This window comes from Pseudomonas sp. B14-6 (assembly GCF_013260315.1).
In the GTDB taxonomy this organism is placed as follows: domain Bacteria; phylum Pseudomonadota; class Gammaproteobacteria; order Pseudomonadales; family Pseudomonadaceae; genus Aquipseudomonas; species Aquipseudomonas mandelii.
On sequence record NZ_CP053929.1, the window covers coordinates 1,460,018 to 1,474,960 of the forward strand.

At 59.4% G+C, this 14,943-nt stretch carries 13 protein-coding genes and 1 tRNA gene; 8 read left to right on the top strand and 6 right to left on the bottom strand.

From position 1 onward, the window contains the following. Window positions 1-9: 9 nt before the first annotated feature. The 6 genes from HP062_RS30975 to HP062_RS06645 form a co-directional block, all read right to left on the bottom strand. The gene (locus HP062_RS30975; protein WP_256666111.1) at window positions 10-240 is read right to left on the bottom strand and encodes a hypothetical protein; all 231 of its coding nucleotides are present in this window, start codon (window positions 238-240) and stop codon (window positions 10-12) included. A 229-nt stretch (window positions 241-469) separates the two neighbouring features. After that, window positions 470-545: transfer RNA gene (locus HP062_RS06625), tRNA-Gly, on the bottom strand. 63 nt (window positions 546-608) lie between these two features. Beyond that, complete coding sequence (gene pgsA, locus HP062_RS06630; protein WP_010460829.1) at window positions 609-1,169, bottom strand: CDP-diacylglycerol--glycerol-3-phosphate 3-phosphatidyltransferase; 561 nt, start codon at window positions 1,167-1,169, stop codon at window positions 609-611. A 32-nt stretch (window positions 1,170-1,201) separates the two neighbouring features. Continuing rightward, window positions 1,202-3,025 (bottom strand): excinuclease ABC subunit UvrC, encoded by a 1,824-nt coding sequence (uvrC, locus tag HP062_RS06635; protein WP_010460831.1) that lies wholly within the window; start codon window positions 3,023-3,025, stop codon window positions 1,202-1,204. Window positions 3,026-3,027: 2 nt separating this feature from the next. Next, window positions 3,028-3,669 (bottom strand): UvrY/SirA/GacA family response regulator transcription factor, encoded by a 642-nt coding sequence (uvrY, locus tag HP062_RS06640; RefSeq protein ID WP_008015884.1) that lies wholly within the window; start codon window positions 3,667-3,669, stop codon window positions 3,028-3,030. Window positions 3,670-3,796: 127 nt separating this feature from the next. Next, window positions 3,797-4,240 carry an N-acetyltransferase gene (locus HP062_RS06645; RefSeq protein ID WP_172791106.1) on the bottom strand — a complete coding sequence of 148 codons (444 nt, stop codon included), beginning with the start codon at window positions 4,238-4,240 and terminating at the stop codon, window positions 3,797-3,799. Between the two features lie 661 nt (window positions 4,241-4,901). On the opposite strand from HP062_RS06645, the gene HP062_RS06650 reads away from it, so the two are divergent. From HP062_RS06650 to HP062_RS06685, 8 genes are all read left to right on the top strand, one after another. Beyond that, window positions 4,902-5,990 carry a 3-deoxy-7-phosphoheptulonate synthase gene (locus HP062_RS06650; RefSeq protein ID WP_172791107.1) on the top strand — a complete coding sequence of 363 codons (1,089 nt, stop codon included), beginning with the start codon at window positions 4,902-4,904 and terminating at the stop codon, window positions 5,988-5,990. A 289-nt stretch (window positions 5,991-6,279) separates the two neighbouring features. Then, a complete protein-coding gene (locus HP062_RS06655; RefSeq protein ID WP_172791108.1) occupies window positions 6,280-7,161 on the top strand; it encodes a triacylglycerol lipase in 882 nt (293 codons plus the stop codon). An 82-nt stretch (window positions 7,162-7,243) separates the two neighbouring features. Further along, window positions 7,244-7,525, top strand: a complete 282-nt coding sequence (locus HP062_RS06660) for a peptidylprolyl isomerase (protein ID WP_007912303.1) — start codon at window positions 7,244-7,246, stop codon at window positions 7,523-7,525. Between the two features lie 135 nt (window positions 7,526-7,660). Next, window positions 7,661-9,529 (top strand): extracellular solute-binding protein, encoded by a 1,869-nt coding sequence (locus HP062_RS06665; RefSeq protein WP_172791109.1) that lies wholly within the window; start codon window positions 7,661-7,663, stop codon window positions 9,527-9,529. Next, window positions 9,529-10,590, top strand: a complete 1,062-nt coding sequence (locus HP062_RS06670; protein ID WP_010460849.1) for a microcin C ABC transporter permease YejB — start codon at window positions 9,529-9,531, stop codon at window positions 10,588-10,590. The genes HP062_RS06665 and HP062_RS06670 overlap by 1 nt, the downstream gene beginning before the upstream one ends. After that, a complete protein-coding gene (locus tag HP062_RS06675; RefSeq protein ID WP_010460851.1) occupies window positions 10,590-11,612 on the top strand; it encodes an ABC transporter permease in 1,023 nt (340 codons plus the stop codon). The genes HP062_RS06670 and HP062_RS06675 overlap by 1 nt, the downstream gene beginning before the upstream one ends. Window positions 11,613-11,626: 14 nt before the next feature. Then, the gene (locus HP062_RS06680) at window positions 11,627-13,201 is read left to right on the top strand and encodes an ABC transporter ATP-binding protein (protein WP_154912122.1); all 1,575 of its coding nucleotides are present in this window, start codon (window positions 11,627-11,629) and stop codon (window positions 13,199-13,201) included. 170 nt (window positions 13,202-13,371) lie between these two features. After that, window positions 13,372-14,787 (top strand): sigma-54-dependent Fis family transcriptional regulator, encoded by a 1,416-nt coding sequence (locus tag HP062_RS06685; protein WP_172791110.1) that lies wholly within the window; start codon window positions 13,372-13,374, stop codon window positions 14,785-14,787. Window positions 14,788-14,943 lie beyond the last annotated feature (156 nt).

A 14,943-nucleotide genomic window follows, 5' to 3' on the forward strand; every position in this document is an offset into this window, starting at 1 on the left:
GTTGGGCGCTCAATCGGCACGGAAACGCTGGCTGAGCGATCCTTGAAAATGCTCCAGCAGAAAATCCACGAACACTCGTGTTTTGGCCGGCAAAGCTTTTCGGGACGAGAAGTACACCGAAACGACACCTAGATCCACATACCAATCCGGTAACAAACAGTACAACCCATCCATATCCTTGAGGGTATAGTTTTTTTCGTAGAGTTTGGCGTTACGAACGGTGGTATCAGTCAAAGGCATGAATACATCTCCTCGTCTCGTTCGATTGAGGAGAGATGTACAGGTCCGGCGATGCGTCATCTATCTGGAAACGGCTATCAGCAAAGCCCGGATTTCAATGTACTTATTGATGTACTTAAAATTCGTGGCTGCAGGTAGATTTCGGTAGAATTCGCCGGAACGAAAAAAGAGGCCGAAGCCTCTATTTTCTAGATTTGCAGAGCTCAATGGAGCTCTGCAAAACAACATCTGGAGCGGGAAACGAGACTCGAACTCGCGACCCCGACCTTGGCAAGGTCGTGCTCTACCAACTGAGCTATTCCCGCGTCTTGGTGTGGCGCATTCTATAGAATCCAGAAGCCCCGTCAACCCTTTGATTCAAAAAAGTTTTATTTCTTTTCCACGTCGGTCTTCAGATGCGGCCAGGCAGCCCGCAGGTATTGGACCATGGACCACAATGTCAGTCCGGCAGATACCAGCAGCAAGGCATAACCGATCAAGACCCAGAAGGTAAAGTCCGATGGATTGGCCAGCAGGATCACCAGCGCCAGCATTTGCGCGGCGGTTTTCCATTTGCCCAGGTTCGACACGGCAACGTGAGCCCGTGCACCGAGTTCGGCCATCCACTCGCGAAGTGCCGAGACGACAATTTCGCGACCGATGATGACGGCCGCCGGCAGCGTGAGCCACAGGTTGCCGTGTTCTTGCACCAGCAACACCAGCGCAACGGCCACCATCAGCTTGTCAGCCACGGGGTCAAGGAACGCCCCGAATGGTGTGCTTTGCTCCAGACGACGGGCCAGATAACCGTCCAGCCAGTCTGTGGCGGCGGCAAATGCGAAGACCGAAGCGGAGGCCATGTAGCTCCATTGGTACGGCAGGTAGAACAGTAAAATGAAGATCGGGATGAGCAGGACGCGTAGAACGGTAATCAGATTAGGGATATTCATCGGCACAACTGGCTACGAGGTGAGGTGGCATTCTACTCGCTGTGCAGATTTGCATAAATCAACTCTGCGAGCTTTTTACTGATCCCGGGTGCTTTGGCGATCTCTTCGATGCTGGCACGAGACAGCTCCTGCAATCCACCAAAATGTTTTAACAAATCTCGGCGGCGTGTCGGTCCGACGCCTGCAACGCCCTCAAGTGTCGAGGTGCGCCGGGTTTTACCACGGCGGGCCCGGTGCCCGGTAATGGCGAAACGGTGGGCTTCATCGCGTATCTGTTGAATCAGATGCAGCGCGGGGGAATCACCGCGCAAGGTAAATTCGTGAGCTGCGTCGTTGAGGTACAGGGTTTCAAAACCGGCCTTGCGCGTCGCCCCCTTGGCCACGCCCAGCAGAATCAGGTCAGGCACCGCCAGCTCATTGAGCACGTCGCGGGCCATCGACAGCTGACCCTTGCCGCCATCCACCAGCAGAATGTCCGGCAACTTGCCCTCCCCGTCCTTCAGTTTGCTGAAGCGCCGCGTCAGGGCCTGGTGCATGGCCGCATAGTCGTCGCCCGGGGTGACGCCTTCGATGTTGTAACGACGATAGTCGGACTTGATCGGGCCTTCCGGACCGAACACCACGCACGACGCCACGGTGGCTTCGCCGCTGGAGTGGCTGATGTCGTAGCACTCCAGGCGCTGTGGCGGCTCGTCCAGGTTCAAGACTTCTGCCAGGGCATCGAAACGCGCGGCGACGTGTTGACGGTTGGCCAGCCTCGCGCCCAACGCCTGCTCGGCATTGGTGACCGCCAATTGTTGCCAGCGTGCTCGCGTACCCCGTACCCGATGGCTGATGGTCAACTCGCGACCGCGCAGCTCTTCAATGGCCGCAATGAGGGTCGGAAAGTCTTCGTGAACCACGTTGACGATCAGTTCGCTCGGCAGGTCGCGCTCAGGACTGGTAATGAAGTACTGGCCGAGAAAGGCAGCCATGACCTCGGAAACGTCCTCGTCGATGCCGACCTGAGGGAAGAAGTTCTTGCTGCCCAACACCCGCCCACCGCGCACGCTGATCAGGTGAACACAGGCACCACCCGGATTGACGAACGCAGCGATCACATCGATATCGCCGGTTCCGCCTTCCATGCTTTGCTGATCCTGGACTCGACGCAGCAGCGAAATCTGGTCACGCAACTCGGCGGCGCGCTCGAACTCGAGGTTGATCGCCGCCTCTTCCATGCCCGCGGACAACTCGTCGGTCAGCGCATTGCTGCGGCCTTCAAGGAACATCACTGAGTGACGAACGTCCTCGGCATACACTTCGGGCTCTACCAGCCCGACACACGGGGCCTTGCAGCGCTTGATCTGGTATTGCAGACAAGGGCGCGTGCGGTTCTTGTAATAGCTGTCTTCGCACTGGCGAACAAAAAACGTTTTTTGCAGCAAGCTCAAGCTTTCGCGAATCGCGCCCGCGCTGGGATACGGACCGAAATACTTGCCCTTGGCCTTTTTCGCACCGCGATGAATGCTCAGACGAGGAAACTGGCCATCCGAAAGAAAGACGTAAGGGTAGGATTTGTCATCACGCAGCAGGATGTTATACGGCGGACGCCACTCCTTGATCAGCGTCTGCTCAAGCAGCAAGGCTTCCGTTTCGTTGGCCGTGATGGTGGTTTCGACCTGGGCGATACGGGCGACCAGCGCCGCCGTCTTGGGCGCGAGACCGGATTTGCGGAAGTAGCTCGACAGGCGATTTTTCAGGTTCTTGGCTTTGCCGACATACAGAAGGCGAGCATCGCTGTCGAACATGCGGTAGACGCCGGGGCGCCCACTGACGGTCGACAGAAAAGCGCCTGGATCAAAGACTTCGGTCATTTTCAGAGGCTGGCATCGACCATGCCGTGACGCACCGCCAACAGCGTCAGCTCGACATCACTGCTGATCGAGAGCTTCTCGAAAATGCGGTAACGGTAAGTGTTGACCGTTTTGGGCGACAGGCAGAGCTTGTCGGAAATGATCTGGACTTTCTGACAGCCGACAATCATCAATGCGATCTGGATCTCGCGTTCCGACAGCGCGTCGAAGGGCGAATCGTTGGTCGGCTGAAAGGATTTGATCGCCAGTTGCTGCGCAATCTGCGGGCTGATGTAGCGTTGCCCGGCAAACACCAGGCGAATGGCCTGGACCATTTCCGGCAACCCGGCGCCCTTGGTCAGATAACCGGCGGCACCGGCCTGCAGCAGCCGCGTAGGAAATGGATCTTCCTCGCACACGGTGACCGCGACGACTTTGATGTCCGGATGACTGCGCAATAACTTGCGCGTGGCTTCAAGACCGCCGATCCCGGGCATCTTGACGTCCATCAGCACCACATCGGGTTTCAACTCACGCGCTTTAAGCAGGGATTCCTCCCCCGACTCAGCCTGGCCGACTACTTGCAGGCCATCGATGTCAGCCAGCATTCGTGTAATGCCTGTACGAACGAGATCATGGTCATCGACTACTAGCACCCTAATCAAGCAGACACCTCGCGATATGGTCTTATTGGGTTGCCGGACACCTTAGCAAAAAGCGACTGGCAGACCTAGCGGCAAGCGCTATATAAAAAGTTTCAATACATCTTGAAAGGCTTGTCGCTAGCGTGTTTCAGCGATACAGCTCATCGAGATCACGCTGCATTCTCAGGAAACACTCGTCTTGGCCGGCTACCTTCAGTCCTTTTCTCTCGTACAGCGCTTTGGCCGGATTCGTTTCAAAAACTGTCAGGCGTAATGCTGGACGCCGTTCCTTGCACGCCATGGTCAATACCTGATCGATCGCCCAGGAACCGGCACCCTGCCCCTGAAACGCTTCCAGCACGTGCAATTCGCGGATATACAAAGCCCTGGAGTCGCGACTGAGGCTCACATAACCCAGCAAGACATCGTCCCGGACAATCAACCAGTTCTCGCGCCCGGCCCAGGCGACATCGAACGCCTCGTCCTGCCAGAGCAGGTCATTTTGAATGTAATAGCGGAGCATGTTGCGACAGGTCAGTTCGCGAGCGAAATCAAGGTCGCCGGATGTTGCCGGGCGCCAGTCAAAAGCCATTAAAACCTCCGCAGGTGCCAACGATCAGAGTCGTCATGGTTCGCCCTTATGACATCACTCGTGAGCGACGCCCAAAGTGTGTCACAAACCTCGACCACTCAAGCGATAGAAAAGGTGATCGGTCATCGATAGCATTTTCTGATTGAAACCGCGCACCAGCCTCTAGTAAGCTCGGGGCATTCATCGGAGACAGACCATGTTCAACGCCCTCTCACAGCTTCGTATCGCCAGCGCCTCGCGCTCGGTTACGGCTGCCCGGGCGACTGACGTTTGTGCTCCGGTCAGCTTTTATTTTGGGTATTGGTTTAGCCACTGGCGCGCCTGATACCCACACGGCGCCCACTTTAAACGGGTCGCCACCAGAGAATTCTCAACCCCCGGTCGGCTTCCCGACCGGGGGTTTTGTTTTTTCAGCCCCTGATTTTTTTGCGACACACCAGACAACCAGAGGATTTACGAAATGAACTACGCCACTTATTACCGTTACGACAGTTTTTCCGCCTGGCGATTTAGCAGCCTCCGCTCGGGACAGCCTGCCGCCTCCGATCGGTCACCCACAGGTGGCAAGCACACACACGCAGCCAATCCGGCCAATTGTCGAACACCCCAGTAGGGCCGAGCGCGCGGGAACGAACCCGCCGCCAGCCCAGGAAGCCTGAATATGAACTCGTCCGTCTCTGCTCTGCCGCTGTCCACCTTGAGTCCCGCCAATGAAGCGCTGACCCTGCGTCTGCCCAGCTCGTTGCAACTCAAGCAGCAACTGCCCCTCAACAACGCCCTGACCCGGCAAGTCGCCGCCCACCGCGACGCGGTCCGCGCGATCCTCAACGGTGAAGATTCCCGTCTGCTGGTCATCGTCGGCCCTTGCTCGATTCACGATCCCCAGTCCGCCCTCGAATACGCCACCAACCTCGCTCGCCTCGCCGCCGAAGTCAGCGACCAGCTGTTGCTGGTAATGCGCGCCTACGTCGAAAAGCCCCGCACCACGGTCGGCTGGAAAGGCCTGGCCTACGACCCGCAGCTTGACGGCAGCGATGACATGGCCGGCGGCTTGACCCTGTCCCGTGAACTGATGCGCGAGATGCTGCACCTCGGCTTGCCAATTGCCACCGAACTGTTGCAACCGATGGCGGCCGGCTACTTCGACGATCTGCTGAGCTGGGTCGCCATCGGTGCCCGTACCACCGAGTCGCAAATCCACCGGGAAATGGCCAGCGGCCTGAGCATGCCCGTCGGATTCAAGAACGGCACCGATGGCGGCGTGGCCGTTGCCAGCGATGCCATGCGTTCGGCCGCCCACCCGCATCGTCATTTCGGTGTCGACAGCCAGGGGCATCCTGCGATCATTCAAACCCCGGGCAATCCCGACACCCATCTGGTGTTGCGCGGCGGTCATCGCGGGCCGAACTACGATCGCGACAGCGTCGCCCAAGTGAACAGCGACTTGACCCGACTCAAGATCCCCGCACGGATCATGGTCGACTGCAGCCACGCCAACAGCGGCAAAGACCCGGCTCGTCAGCCCGCCGTATTCAACGATGTGCTTGAGCAACGCCTGCAGGGCGATCGATCGCTGATAGGCATGATGATCGAGAGCCATTTGTTCGAAGGCTGCCAGCCCTTGAGCCCATCGCTGCGCTACGGCGTATCGGTGACTGATGGCTGCCTCGGCTGGACCGGAACGGAACACCTGTTGCGACAGGCCGTCGACCGGCTGCGGGCACAGAACGGCGTTCAGCGACCGGCATAACCACCGCCGACCTTCCAGCCCTCGATTCGAGGGCTGGGCGTCTGAAAAGCGAATCGGTTGACAGGTAAACGGCGTTGACACAGTAGGCCGTTGCATTGATGCGCTCGGCGAGCGACAAAAAGATGTCCAAATATTCCGAACGGGACCTCAGGCTCTTTCGAACTTTCCTACGTTTTCTATACCTTTTTCATCAACTTACAGCGGATTCCTCATACATCGCCGAGCCGCTGGTGTGCTTTAGAGTGAGCCCATATTCACCTCTCTGAACCATCGCGAAAAAGGAATGAACATGCTACGGAATGCAACTACTCAGTATCCAATCCTGTTGATCCACGGCCTCTTCGGCTTTGATCGCATTGGCAAAGTCGAACTCTTCCATGACGTCAAGCAGGCCCTCAGAAGTGCCGGTGCAAGAGTGTTCATCCCCCACCTCTCGGCTACCCAAAGCAACGAAGTGCGCGGTGACCAACTGTTGGCACAGATCGAACGGGTGCTGGAAGGAACCGGCGCCCACCAGGTCAACCTGATCGGTCACAGTCAGGGTGCCCTCGCGGCACGTTACGCCGCCGCCATCGCGCCAGAGATCGTCGCGTCGGTGACTTCGGTCAGCGGCCCGAACCACGGCTCGGAACTGGCCGATTTCCTGCGCAAGGCCCTCACACCGGGACGCCTGCCGGAACACGTGGCGGCCACGGTTGCCACGCTGTTTGCTGATTTTCTGTCGTTGCTCAGCGGTCATCAGCATTTGCCGCAGAACGCCATCGCCGCGCTCAACGCCTTGACCACCGAAGGTGTGGGCGCGTTCAACGACAAATACCCGCAAGGACTGCCGAAAACCTGGGGCGGCAAGGGGCGCGAACTGGTGAACGGCGTGCGTTATTACTCCTGGAGCGGCACATTGCAGGGTGACCTTCTCGATAAAGGGCTGGGGGCGGTCAGTCCGCTGCACGGTTTCCTCCGGGCCTTCTCTCGCTACTTCACCACCGAGGCAGAGCAAAATGACGGCATGGTGGGCCGCTACAGCTCCCATTTAGGCAAAGTCATCCGTTCCGACTATCCGCTGGATCATCTGGACAGCCTCTGTCAAACCGCCGGCCCGCTGCGCAAGGGCATCGATCCGATTGCCTTGTATGTGCAGCATGCCGAGCGCCTGAGAAATGCCGGCCTATAATCTGTCCGGAACTTTGTCGAGAAATAGGCCACTGAATCCGGTAGGCTCCGCACTTTACTGAACATTGAAAGGAGAATTTTCCATGGCTAAAGCCACTGCCCGTCACATCCTGGTTAGCTCGGAAGACAAGTGCAACGAACTCAAGGCCCAGATCGAAGGCGGCGCTGATTTCGCCGAAGTTGCCAAAGCCAACTCCACTTGCCCATCCAGCCGCCAGGGCGGCGACCTCGGCTCGTTCGGTCCAGGACAGATGGTCAAGGAGTTCGACACCGTCGTCTTCAGCGCACCTATCAACGTGGTGCAAGGCCCGGTCAAGACCCAGTTCGGTTACCACCTGCTGGAAGTGACCAGCCGTCAGGACTGATCAGCACTCTGATATTCTGCACAGCGGCCCGCCTTTTGGCGGGCCGTTGTGTTTCGGATACGTAATACGGCTGGCGAGGGACGCGCTGCTAGCGTACAAATTGCGGTTATCGACCACCCGGCTCTAAGGCTGACAATGCGACTGGCTTTCCCCACTTTGTTGTTCACTGCCATGGCCCTGCTGTTGAGTGCCGTCGGTGTGAATGCTGCACCGCAACATGCGTTGACCGTGTACGGCGAACCGGCGAAGTACCCCGCCGGCTTCAGTCATTTCGCCTACGCCAACCCGCAAGCCCCCAAGGGCGGCACGATGCGTCGCTCGGCCATCGAGATCGGGCATTTCGACCATATATTGCCGTACATCGACAAAGGCATTGGCGTCACGCAGATCGACGGCTTGCTCTACTCGCCCCTGGCCCAGCGTTCGCTGGACGAACCCTATACCGTGTACGGTCTGGTGGCACAGAAAATGGAGCGCTCCGACGACGGTATGTCGCTGCGCTTCTATTTGAATCCGAAGGCGCGTTTCGCCGACGGCACACCGATCACCGCCCAGGACGTGCGCTACACCTTCGACCTGCTGATGACCCAGGGCAGCCTGCGCTATCGCACCCAGTTCGCCGACGTCAAAGGCGTCGAAGTCGAAGGGCCGCTAACGGTCCGGTTCGACTTCAAAAGCAACGAAAACCGTACCCTGCCCCTCGACATCGCCACGTTGCCGGTATTTCCCGAACACTGGTGGAAGACCCGTGACTTCGCCAATGGCGGTGGTTATGAGGCGCCATTGGGCAGCGGCCCTTATAAGGTGGGCAAGGTCGACTCCGGTCGCAGCATTACCTTCGAGCGCAATGCCACCTGGTGGGGCAAGGATTTGCCGGTCAGCCGCGGCCTCTACAACTTCGATCATTTCAGCATCGAGTACTTCGGCGATACCGACGTCGCACGCCAGGTCCTGCGTGGCGGCGCCTATGACTACAACCGCGAATTCTCCGCGACCGGTTACTCCATCGGCTACGAAAGCCCGGCCCTGAGCGACGGTCGCCTGCAAAAAGCACATCTGGCCACAGAAGCCCCGCAATCGGCCCAGGGTTTTGTCTTCAACCTGCAAAAACCGATATTCCAGGACCGCCGAGTGCGCCAGGCCCTGGCCATGCTCTGGGATTTCGAGTGGAGCAATCGGCAGATGATGCGCGACCTGTACATCCGCCAGCAAAGCTTCTTTTCCAACACCGACCTCGCCGCCCGCAAACTGCCGGACGCCGGCGAGCTGGCCACTCTCGAACCGCTGCGCGGGCAGATTCCCGACGAAGTCTTCACCCAGGTCTTCGAAGCGCCGAAAACCGATGGCAGCGGTCTGATTCGCGACAAACAATTGCAAGCGCTGGACTTGCTCGAGCAGGCCGGCTGGAAACCCGACGGCGACCAACTGGTCAACGCCGAGGGCACGCCGCTGAGTTTCACTTTTCTGGTCAGCCAAAACGGCATGGACCGATTGCTCCTGCCATACAAGCGCACCTTGAAACAGATCGGCATCGACCTGAACATCCGCCGCATCGACGCGTCCCAGTATGTGAATCGCCTGATGAGCCGCGATTACGACATGATCGTCACCGGCTACCCGGTCACCACTTCACCGGGTGGCGAGCTGTTCAACTACTTCGGCTCGGTCTCGGCCAACGACCCCGGCGCCAACAACTACATGGTGCTGAAGAACCCGGCGGTCGACACCCTGATCAACGGCCTGGTCCGCGCCAACACCCAGCCCGAAATGCTGCGTTACGCCCACGCACTGGACCGGGTGCTGCAATGGAACTACTACTGGATTCCCAACTATTACCCGCCGGGCACTTCAACGGTGTGGTGGAACCGGTTCGGCATGCCCAACGAGCAGGCCAGTAATGACGAAGCCATCGAAAGCTGGTGGGAAGTGAGCACCACGCCGCTGACCAACCAGCAGATGACGGCGGAAAAAATCCGCCGTGGCACACCCGGAGGACCGCATTGATGTGGGCTTACATACTGCGGCGTCTGCTGCTGATCATCCCGACGCTGGTGATCATTCTTCTGGTCAACTTCGTCATCGTCCAGGCTGCACCGGGCGGTCCGGTGGAGCAGGCCATCGCGCACTTGCAAGGCATCGGTGGCGCCAGTGTCGGCGGCGGCTCCGGGGAGACCATGTCCGGCACCTCCCGGGCCAGTCGCGGTCTCGACCCGCAATTGATCAAGGACATCGAAAAGCAGTACGGCTTCGACAAACCCGCACACGAACGCCTGTGGCTGATGCTCACCAGCTACGCGCGCCTGGACTTTGGCAAGAGCTTCTTCCGCGGCGCCACCGTCACCGACCTGATCCTGGAAAAAATGCCGGTAACCATTTCCCTCGGGCTATGGGCGACGCTGATCACGTACCTGGTGTCGATCCCGCTGGGCATCCGCAAGGCCGTGCATCATGGCAGCCATTTCGACATCTGGAGCAGCACGGCAATCATCATCGGTTACGCGATGCCGGCGTTCCTGTTCGCGATGTTCCTGATCGTGGTCTTCGCCGGTGGCACCTCGCTGAACTGGTTCCCTGTGCGCGGACTGGTGTCGGACAACTTCGAATCGCTGTCGACCGTGGGCAAGATCGCCGACTATTTCTGGCACCTGGTGCTGCCGGTGACGGCGTTGGTGATCGGCGGTTTCGCCACGCTGACGATCCTCACCAAGAACTCGTTCCTCAATGAAATCACGCGCCAGTACGTGGTCACCGCACGGGCCAAAGGCTTGAGCGAACGACGCGTGCTGTACGGCCATGTGTTCCGCAATGCGATGTTGCTGGTGGTGTCGGGGATTCCCCAGGCGTTCATCAGCGTGTTCTTCGCCGGGTCGCTGCTGATCGAAGTGATTTTCTCCCTCGATGGCCTGGGGCGCATGAGCTATGAGGCTGCCGTGTCGCGGGACTATCCGGTGGTGTTCGGCTCGCTGTTTATCTTCACGCTGTTCGGGCTTTTGATAAAACTGATCGGCGACCTCTGCTACACCCTGGTCGACCCGCGTATCGACTTTGCCGCGAGGAACGCCTGATGTTCAAGCTCTCGCCGTTAGGCCGTCGCCGCTTTGAACGCTTCAAGAAAAACCGTCGGGGCTGGTGGTCGCTGTGGCTGTTCATTGGCCTGTTTCTGCTGACCTTGGGCGGTGAGTTGATCGCCAACGACAAACCGCTGGTGGTCAGTTATCAGGGCCAGTGGTACTTCCCGGTATTCAAGCGCCACACCGAGCAGGAGTTCGGCGGGCAACTGCCATTCCAGGCTGACTATCGCAGCGACTACGTGCAAAAGCTGATTCACAAGGACGGCGGCTGGATGCTGTTCCCGCCGATCCCGTTCAGCGATGACACGCCCAACTATGAACTCAATACACCGGCGCCGAGCCCGCCCTCCAGCGTCAACTGGCTGGGCACCGACGACCAGTCGCGGGACGTCATGGCCCGGGTGATTTTCGGCGCACGGGTGTCGATCCTGTTTGCGTTGATGCTGACCTTCGTCAGTGCCTTGATCGGCATCGCCGCCGGCGCTTTGCAAGGCTATTACGGCGGCTGGGTCGACCTGCTGGGTCAACGCTTGCTGGAGGTCTGGTCCGGTCTGCCAGTGCTGTACTTGCTGATCATTCTGTCGGGGTTCGTCGAACCGAATTTCTGGTGGCTGTTGGGGATCATGGCGCTGTTTTCCTGGCTGGCGCTGGTCGACGTGGTGCGCGCCGAGTTCCTGCGCGGGCGCAATCTGGAATACGTCAAAGCCGCCCGGGCGCTGGGCCTCACGGATCGAAAAGTGATTGTCCGGCATATCCTGCCCAACGCCATGAACGCGACCTTGAGCTACCTGCCGTTCATTCTCACCGGCGCCATCTCCACCCTCACGGCCCTGGATTTTCTCGGCTTCGGCATGCCGGCCGGCAGCGCATCGCTGGGCGAGCTGATCGGGCAAGGCAAGCAGAACCTGCAAGCGCCGTGGCTGGGGCTGACGGCGTTTTTCACCCTGGCGCTGATTCTTTCCTTATTGGTGTTTATCGGCGAGGCGTTGCGCGATGCCTTTGATCCCCGATCCTGACGCGGACTGTAGATATGAGTACCAACCTGATCGAAATCCGTGACCTCAGCGTGGCCTTCAATGGCCAGACGGTGGTGCGCAATCTGTGCCTGGACATCCATCCCGGCGAATGCTTGGCATTGGTCGGCGAATCGGGCTCCGGCAAATCGGTGACCGCCCACTCGATCCTGCAACTGCTGCCCGAGACCGGCACCCGGACCACGGGCAGCATTCGCTATCGCGGCAAGGAGTTGCTCGGTGCCCCGCCCCAGGTGTTGCGTGAGCTACGCGGCAACCGGATCGCGATGATCTTCCAGGAACCGATGACCTCGCTCAACCCGTTGCACAGCATCGAAAAGCAGATCGGCGAAACCCTGCTGGTGCACAAGGGCCTGACGGGCAACGCGGCGCAAGCGCGGATTCTGGAGTTGCTGCAACTGGTCGGCATCCAGAAACCCAAAGAGCGGCTCAAGGCCTATCCCCATCAGCTGTCCGGTGGCCAGCGGCAACGGGTAATGATCGCCATGGCCCTGGCGTGCGAGCCGCAGTTGCTGATCGCCGACGAACCCACCACGGCGCTGGACGTGACAGTGCAGCGCAAGATTCTGATTCTGCTCAAGTCCCTGCAACAGCGTCTCGGCATGTCGCTGCTGTTGATCAGCCACGACCTCAATCTGGTGCGCAGCATCGCTCAGCGTGTGTGCGTGATGAAGGCCGGGGAAATCGTCGAAGAGGCCACCTGCGAAACGATCTTCACCGAACCGAAACATCCCTACAGTTGCGTGCTGCTGAACGCCGAACCGGAAGGCGAAGCCCTGCCCCGGGACGAGCGCGAGAACGTTCTGGAAGTGGACAACCTGCGCGTGCAGTTTGCCCTCGGTGGCGGCTTGTTCCAGCGCAAGACGTATCTGAACGCGGTGGACGGCATCAGCCTCAACATTCAGCGTGGCAAGACCCTGGGCATCGTGGGCGAGTCCGGTTCGGGCAAATCGACCCTGGGCCAGGCGATTCTGCGTTTGCTCGATTCCCAAGGCAGCATTCGCTTTCAGGGCGAGGCACTGGACGGTCTGACGCAAAAGCAGTTGCGGCCATGGCGCAAGAAGATGCAGGTGGTGTTCCAGGACCCCTTCGGCAGCCTCAGTCCACGCATGTCCGTGGCGCAGATCATCAGCGAAGGGCTTGAAGTGCATAGCCAATTGACCGCTGATGAATGCAAAGCCGAAGTGATTCGTGCACTGGAAGAAGTCGGCCTCGACCCGCAAAGCCGTGATCGCTATCCCCACGAGTTCTCCGGTGGCCAGCGTCAGCGCATCGCCATTGCCCGGGCGCTGGTGCTGAAACCGGCGCTGATTCTGCTCGATGAACCGACCTCGGCACTGGATCGCACCGTGCAGAAACAAGTGGTCGCCCTGCTCCGCCAACTTCAGGAAAAACACGGCCTGACCTACCTGTTCATCAGTCATGATCTGGCGGTGGTGCGTGCCCTGGCCCACGACATGATCGTGATCAAGGACGGCAAAGTGGTAGAAAGCGGTGCCAGCCACGACGTATTCGATTCGCCGCAGCATCCGTACACCAAAGAGCTGTTGGCGGCGGCGCATACGCGGTAGGCATAATCGCGTCCACATCGATGAGCCGCGTCGCGGCTTACGCGGGCAAGCCTCGCTCCCACAGGTTTGGTGGTTATCGCTGAATTTTTGGCTCGACACAAACCCTGCAGGAGCGAGGCTTGCCCGCGAAGAGGCCCGCCAAGACAACACACATTCTGGACATGAAACCCATGAACACCACCGAAAGCCTCAAGGACTACCAGCGCGTTCGCCTGCTGGCGATCCGTTCGCTGTTCGAGATCATCGAGCAATCCAGCGAGGGCACGGTGATTGTCGACCGCGACGCGAATATCGTCTGGATGAACGAGCGCTATGCCCGCCGCTTCGGCCTGGAATCAGCCGAAGTGGCCATCGGCAAAGCGTGCGAAAGCGTGATACCGGGCAGCTTGTTACGTGAGGTAGTTCGCACCGGTCGCCCGATTTTGCTGGATATGCAGGACACGCCGAAAGAACCCCTGGTGGTCATGCGCTTGCCGATCCACGACGACGCGGGCGCCGTCATCGGCGCCATTGGTTTTGCGCTGTTCGACGAATTGCACAGCCTGTCTCCGATGCTCAAACGCTACCTGAGCATGCAGGAAGAACTGGCATCTACCCGCTCGTTGCTGCGGTCGCGGCAGACCAAATACAACTTCGCCCACTTCATCGGGACCAGCGCCGCCAGCCTGGAAGTCAAACGCCGCGCCCGGCGCAGTGCCAGTGCCGAGTCACCGGTGCTATTGCTCGGCGAAACCGGCACCGGCAAGGAGCTGCTGGCCCAGGCGATCCACGGCGCTTCACCCCGCGCGCACAAAGCCTTCGTCAGCATCAACAGCGCAGCGATTCCCGAGTCGTTGCTCGAAGCCGAATTCTTTGGCACCGCGCCGGGCGCCTTCACTGGCGCCGATCGCAAAGGCCGGGCCGGCAAGTTGCAGATCGCCCAGGGCGGCACGCTGTTTCTCGATGAAATCGGCGACATGCCGCTGCCGCTGCAAAGCAAGTTGCTGCGCGTTTTGCAGGAAAAGGAATTCGAGCCGGTCGGTTCCAATGAGGTCATCCAGAGTGATGTGCGAGTGATCGCAGCGACCTCCACGGACCTGGAAGCGGCGATCAAGCGCGGCGAATTTCGCGCCGATTTGTATTACCGGCTCAACGTGCTGCCGATCAACGTGCCGCCTCTGCGTGATCGTCTTGATGACTTGCCAGCGCTCAGTGAAGCGATCCTTGAGGAACTTCGCAGCCAGCATGAGCTGAACACCGAAGCCTTGGACCTGCTGGCGCATCACGCCTGGCCGGGCAATATCCGTGAGCTGCGCAACGTGCTGGAACGCGCGGCGCTGCTCAGTGATGACCTGATGCTGAATGCAGGGGACATCCGCGCGGCAATCGGGACGTTCACACCAGTGACGCGTGTGGCGCCGAGGGTCGTTGAGGCCGTTGCGCATGAGACGTTCAGCGAGGCGCGGGAGCGGTTTGACCGGCAATTGATTGAATCTGCCCTGGCGCAATGCGGGGGCAAGGTGATTGAAGCGGCGGCGCGGTTGGGGCTGGGTCGGTCGACTTTGTATAAGAAGATGGTGGCGCTAGGGATTGCCGAGTCTCCATAAAGAGACATTGATCTCTATTGGTAGATAGGGCCTCTTCGCGGGCAATCCTCGGTTCTACGGGACCAAGGCGCTCTTGTTTGTGCGGACGACCGCAAATCATGCAGGAGCGAGGCTTGCCCGCGAAGGCACTCTCACAGCCGCAAAAAAATCTCGAAT

Coding starts and splice junctions, on each gene's coding strand:
- HP062_RS06660 (WP_007912303.1), top strand. CDS start 7,244: ATGGCTAAAGCCACTGCCCGTCACATCCTGGTTAGCTCGGAAGACAAG.
- pgsA (WP_010460829.1), bottom strand. CDS start 1,169: ATGAATATCCCTAATCTGATTACCGTTCTACGCGTCCTGCTCATCCCG.
- HP062_RS06685 (WP_172791110.1), top strand. CDS start 13,372: ATGAACACCACCGAAAGCCTCAAGGACTACCAGCGCGTTCGCCTGCTG.
- HP062_RS06670 (WP_010460849.1), top strand. CDS start 9,529: ATGTGGGCTTACATACTGCGGCGTCTGCTGCTGATCATCCCGACGCTG.
- HP062_RS06650 (WP_172791107.1), top strand. CDS start 4,902: ATGAACTCGTCCGTCTCTGCTCTGCCGCTGTCCACCTTGAGTCCCGCC.
- HP062_RS06680 (WP_154912122.1), top strand. CDS start 11,627: ATGAGTACCAACCTGATCGAAATCCGTGACCTCAGCGTGGCCTTCAAT.
- HP062_RS06665 (WP_172791109.1), top strand. CDS start 7,661: ATGCGACTGGCTTTCCCCACTTTGTTGTTCACTGCCATGGCCCTGCTG.
- HP062_RS06655 (WP_172791108.1), top strand. CDS start 6,280: ATGCTACGGAATGCAACTACTCAGTATCCAATCCTGTTGATCCACGGC.
- HP062_RS06675 (WP_010460851.1), top strand. CDS start 10,590: ATGTTCAAGCTCTCGCCGTTAGGCCGTCGCCGCTTTGAACGCTTCAAG.
- HP062_RS30975 (WP_256666111.1), bottom strand. CDS start 240: ATGCCTTTGACTGATACCACCGTTCGTAACGCCAAACTCTACGAAAAA.
- uvrC (WP_010460831.1), bottom strand. CDS start 3,025: ATGACCGAAGTCTTTGATCCAGGCGCTTTTCTGTCGACCGTCAGTGGG.
- HP062_RS06645 (WP_172791106.1), bottom strand. CDS start 4,240: ATGGCTTTTGACTGGCGCCCGGCAACATCCGGCGACCTTGATTTCGCT.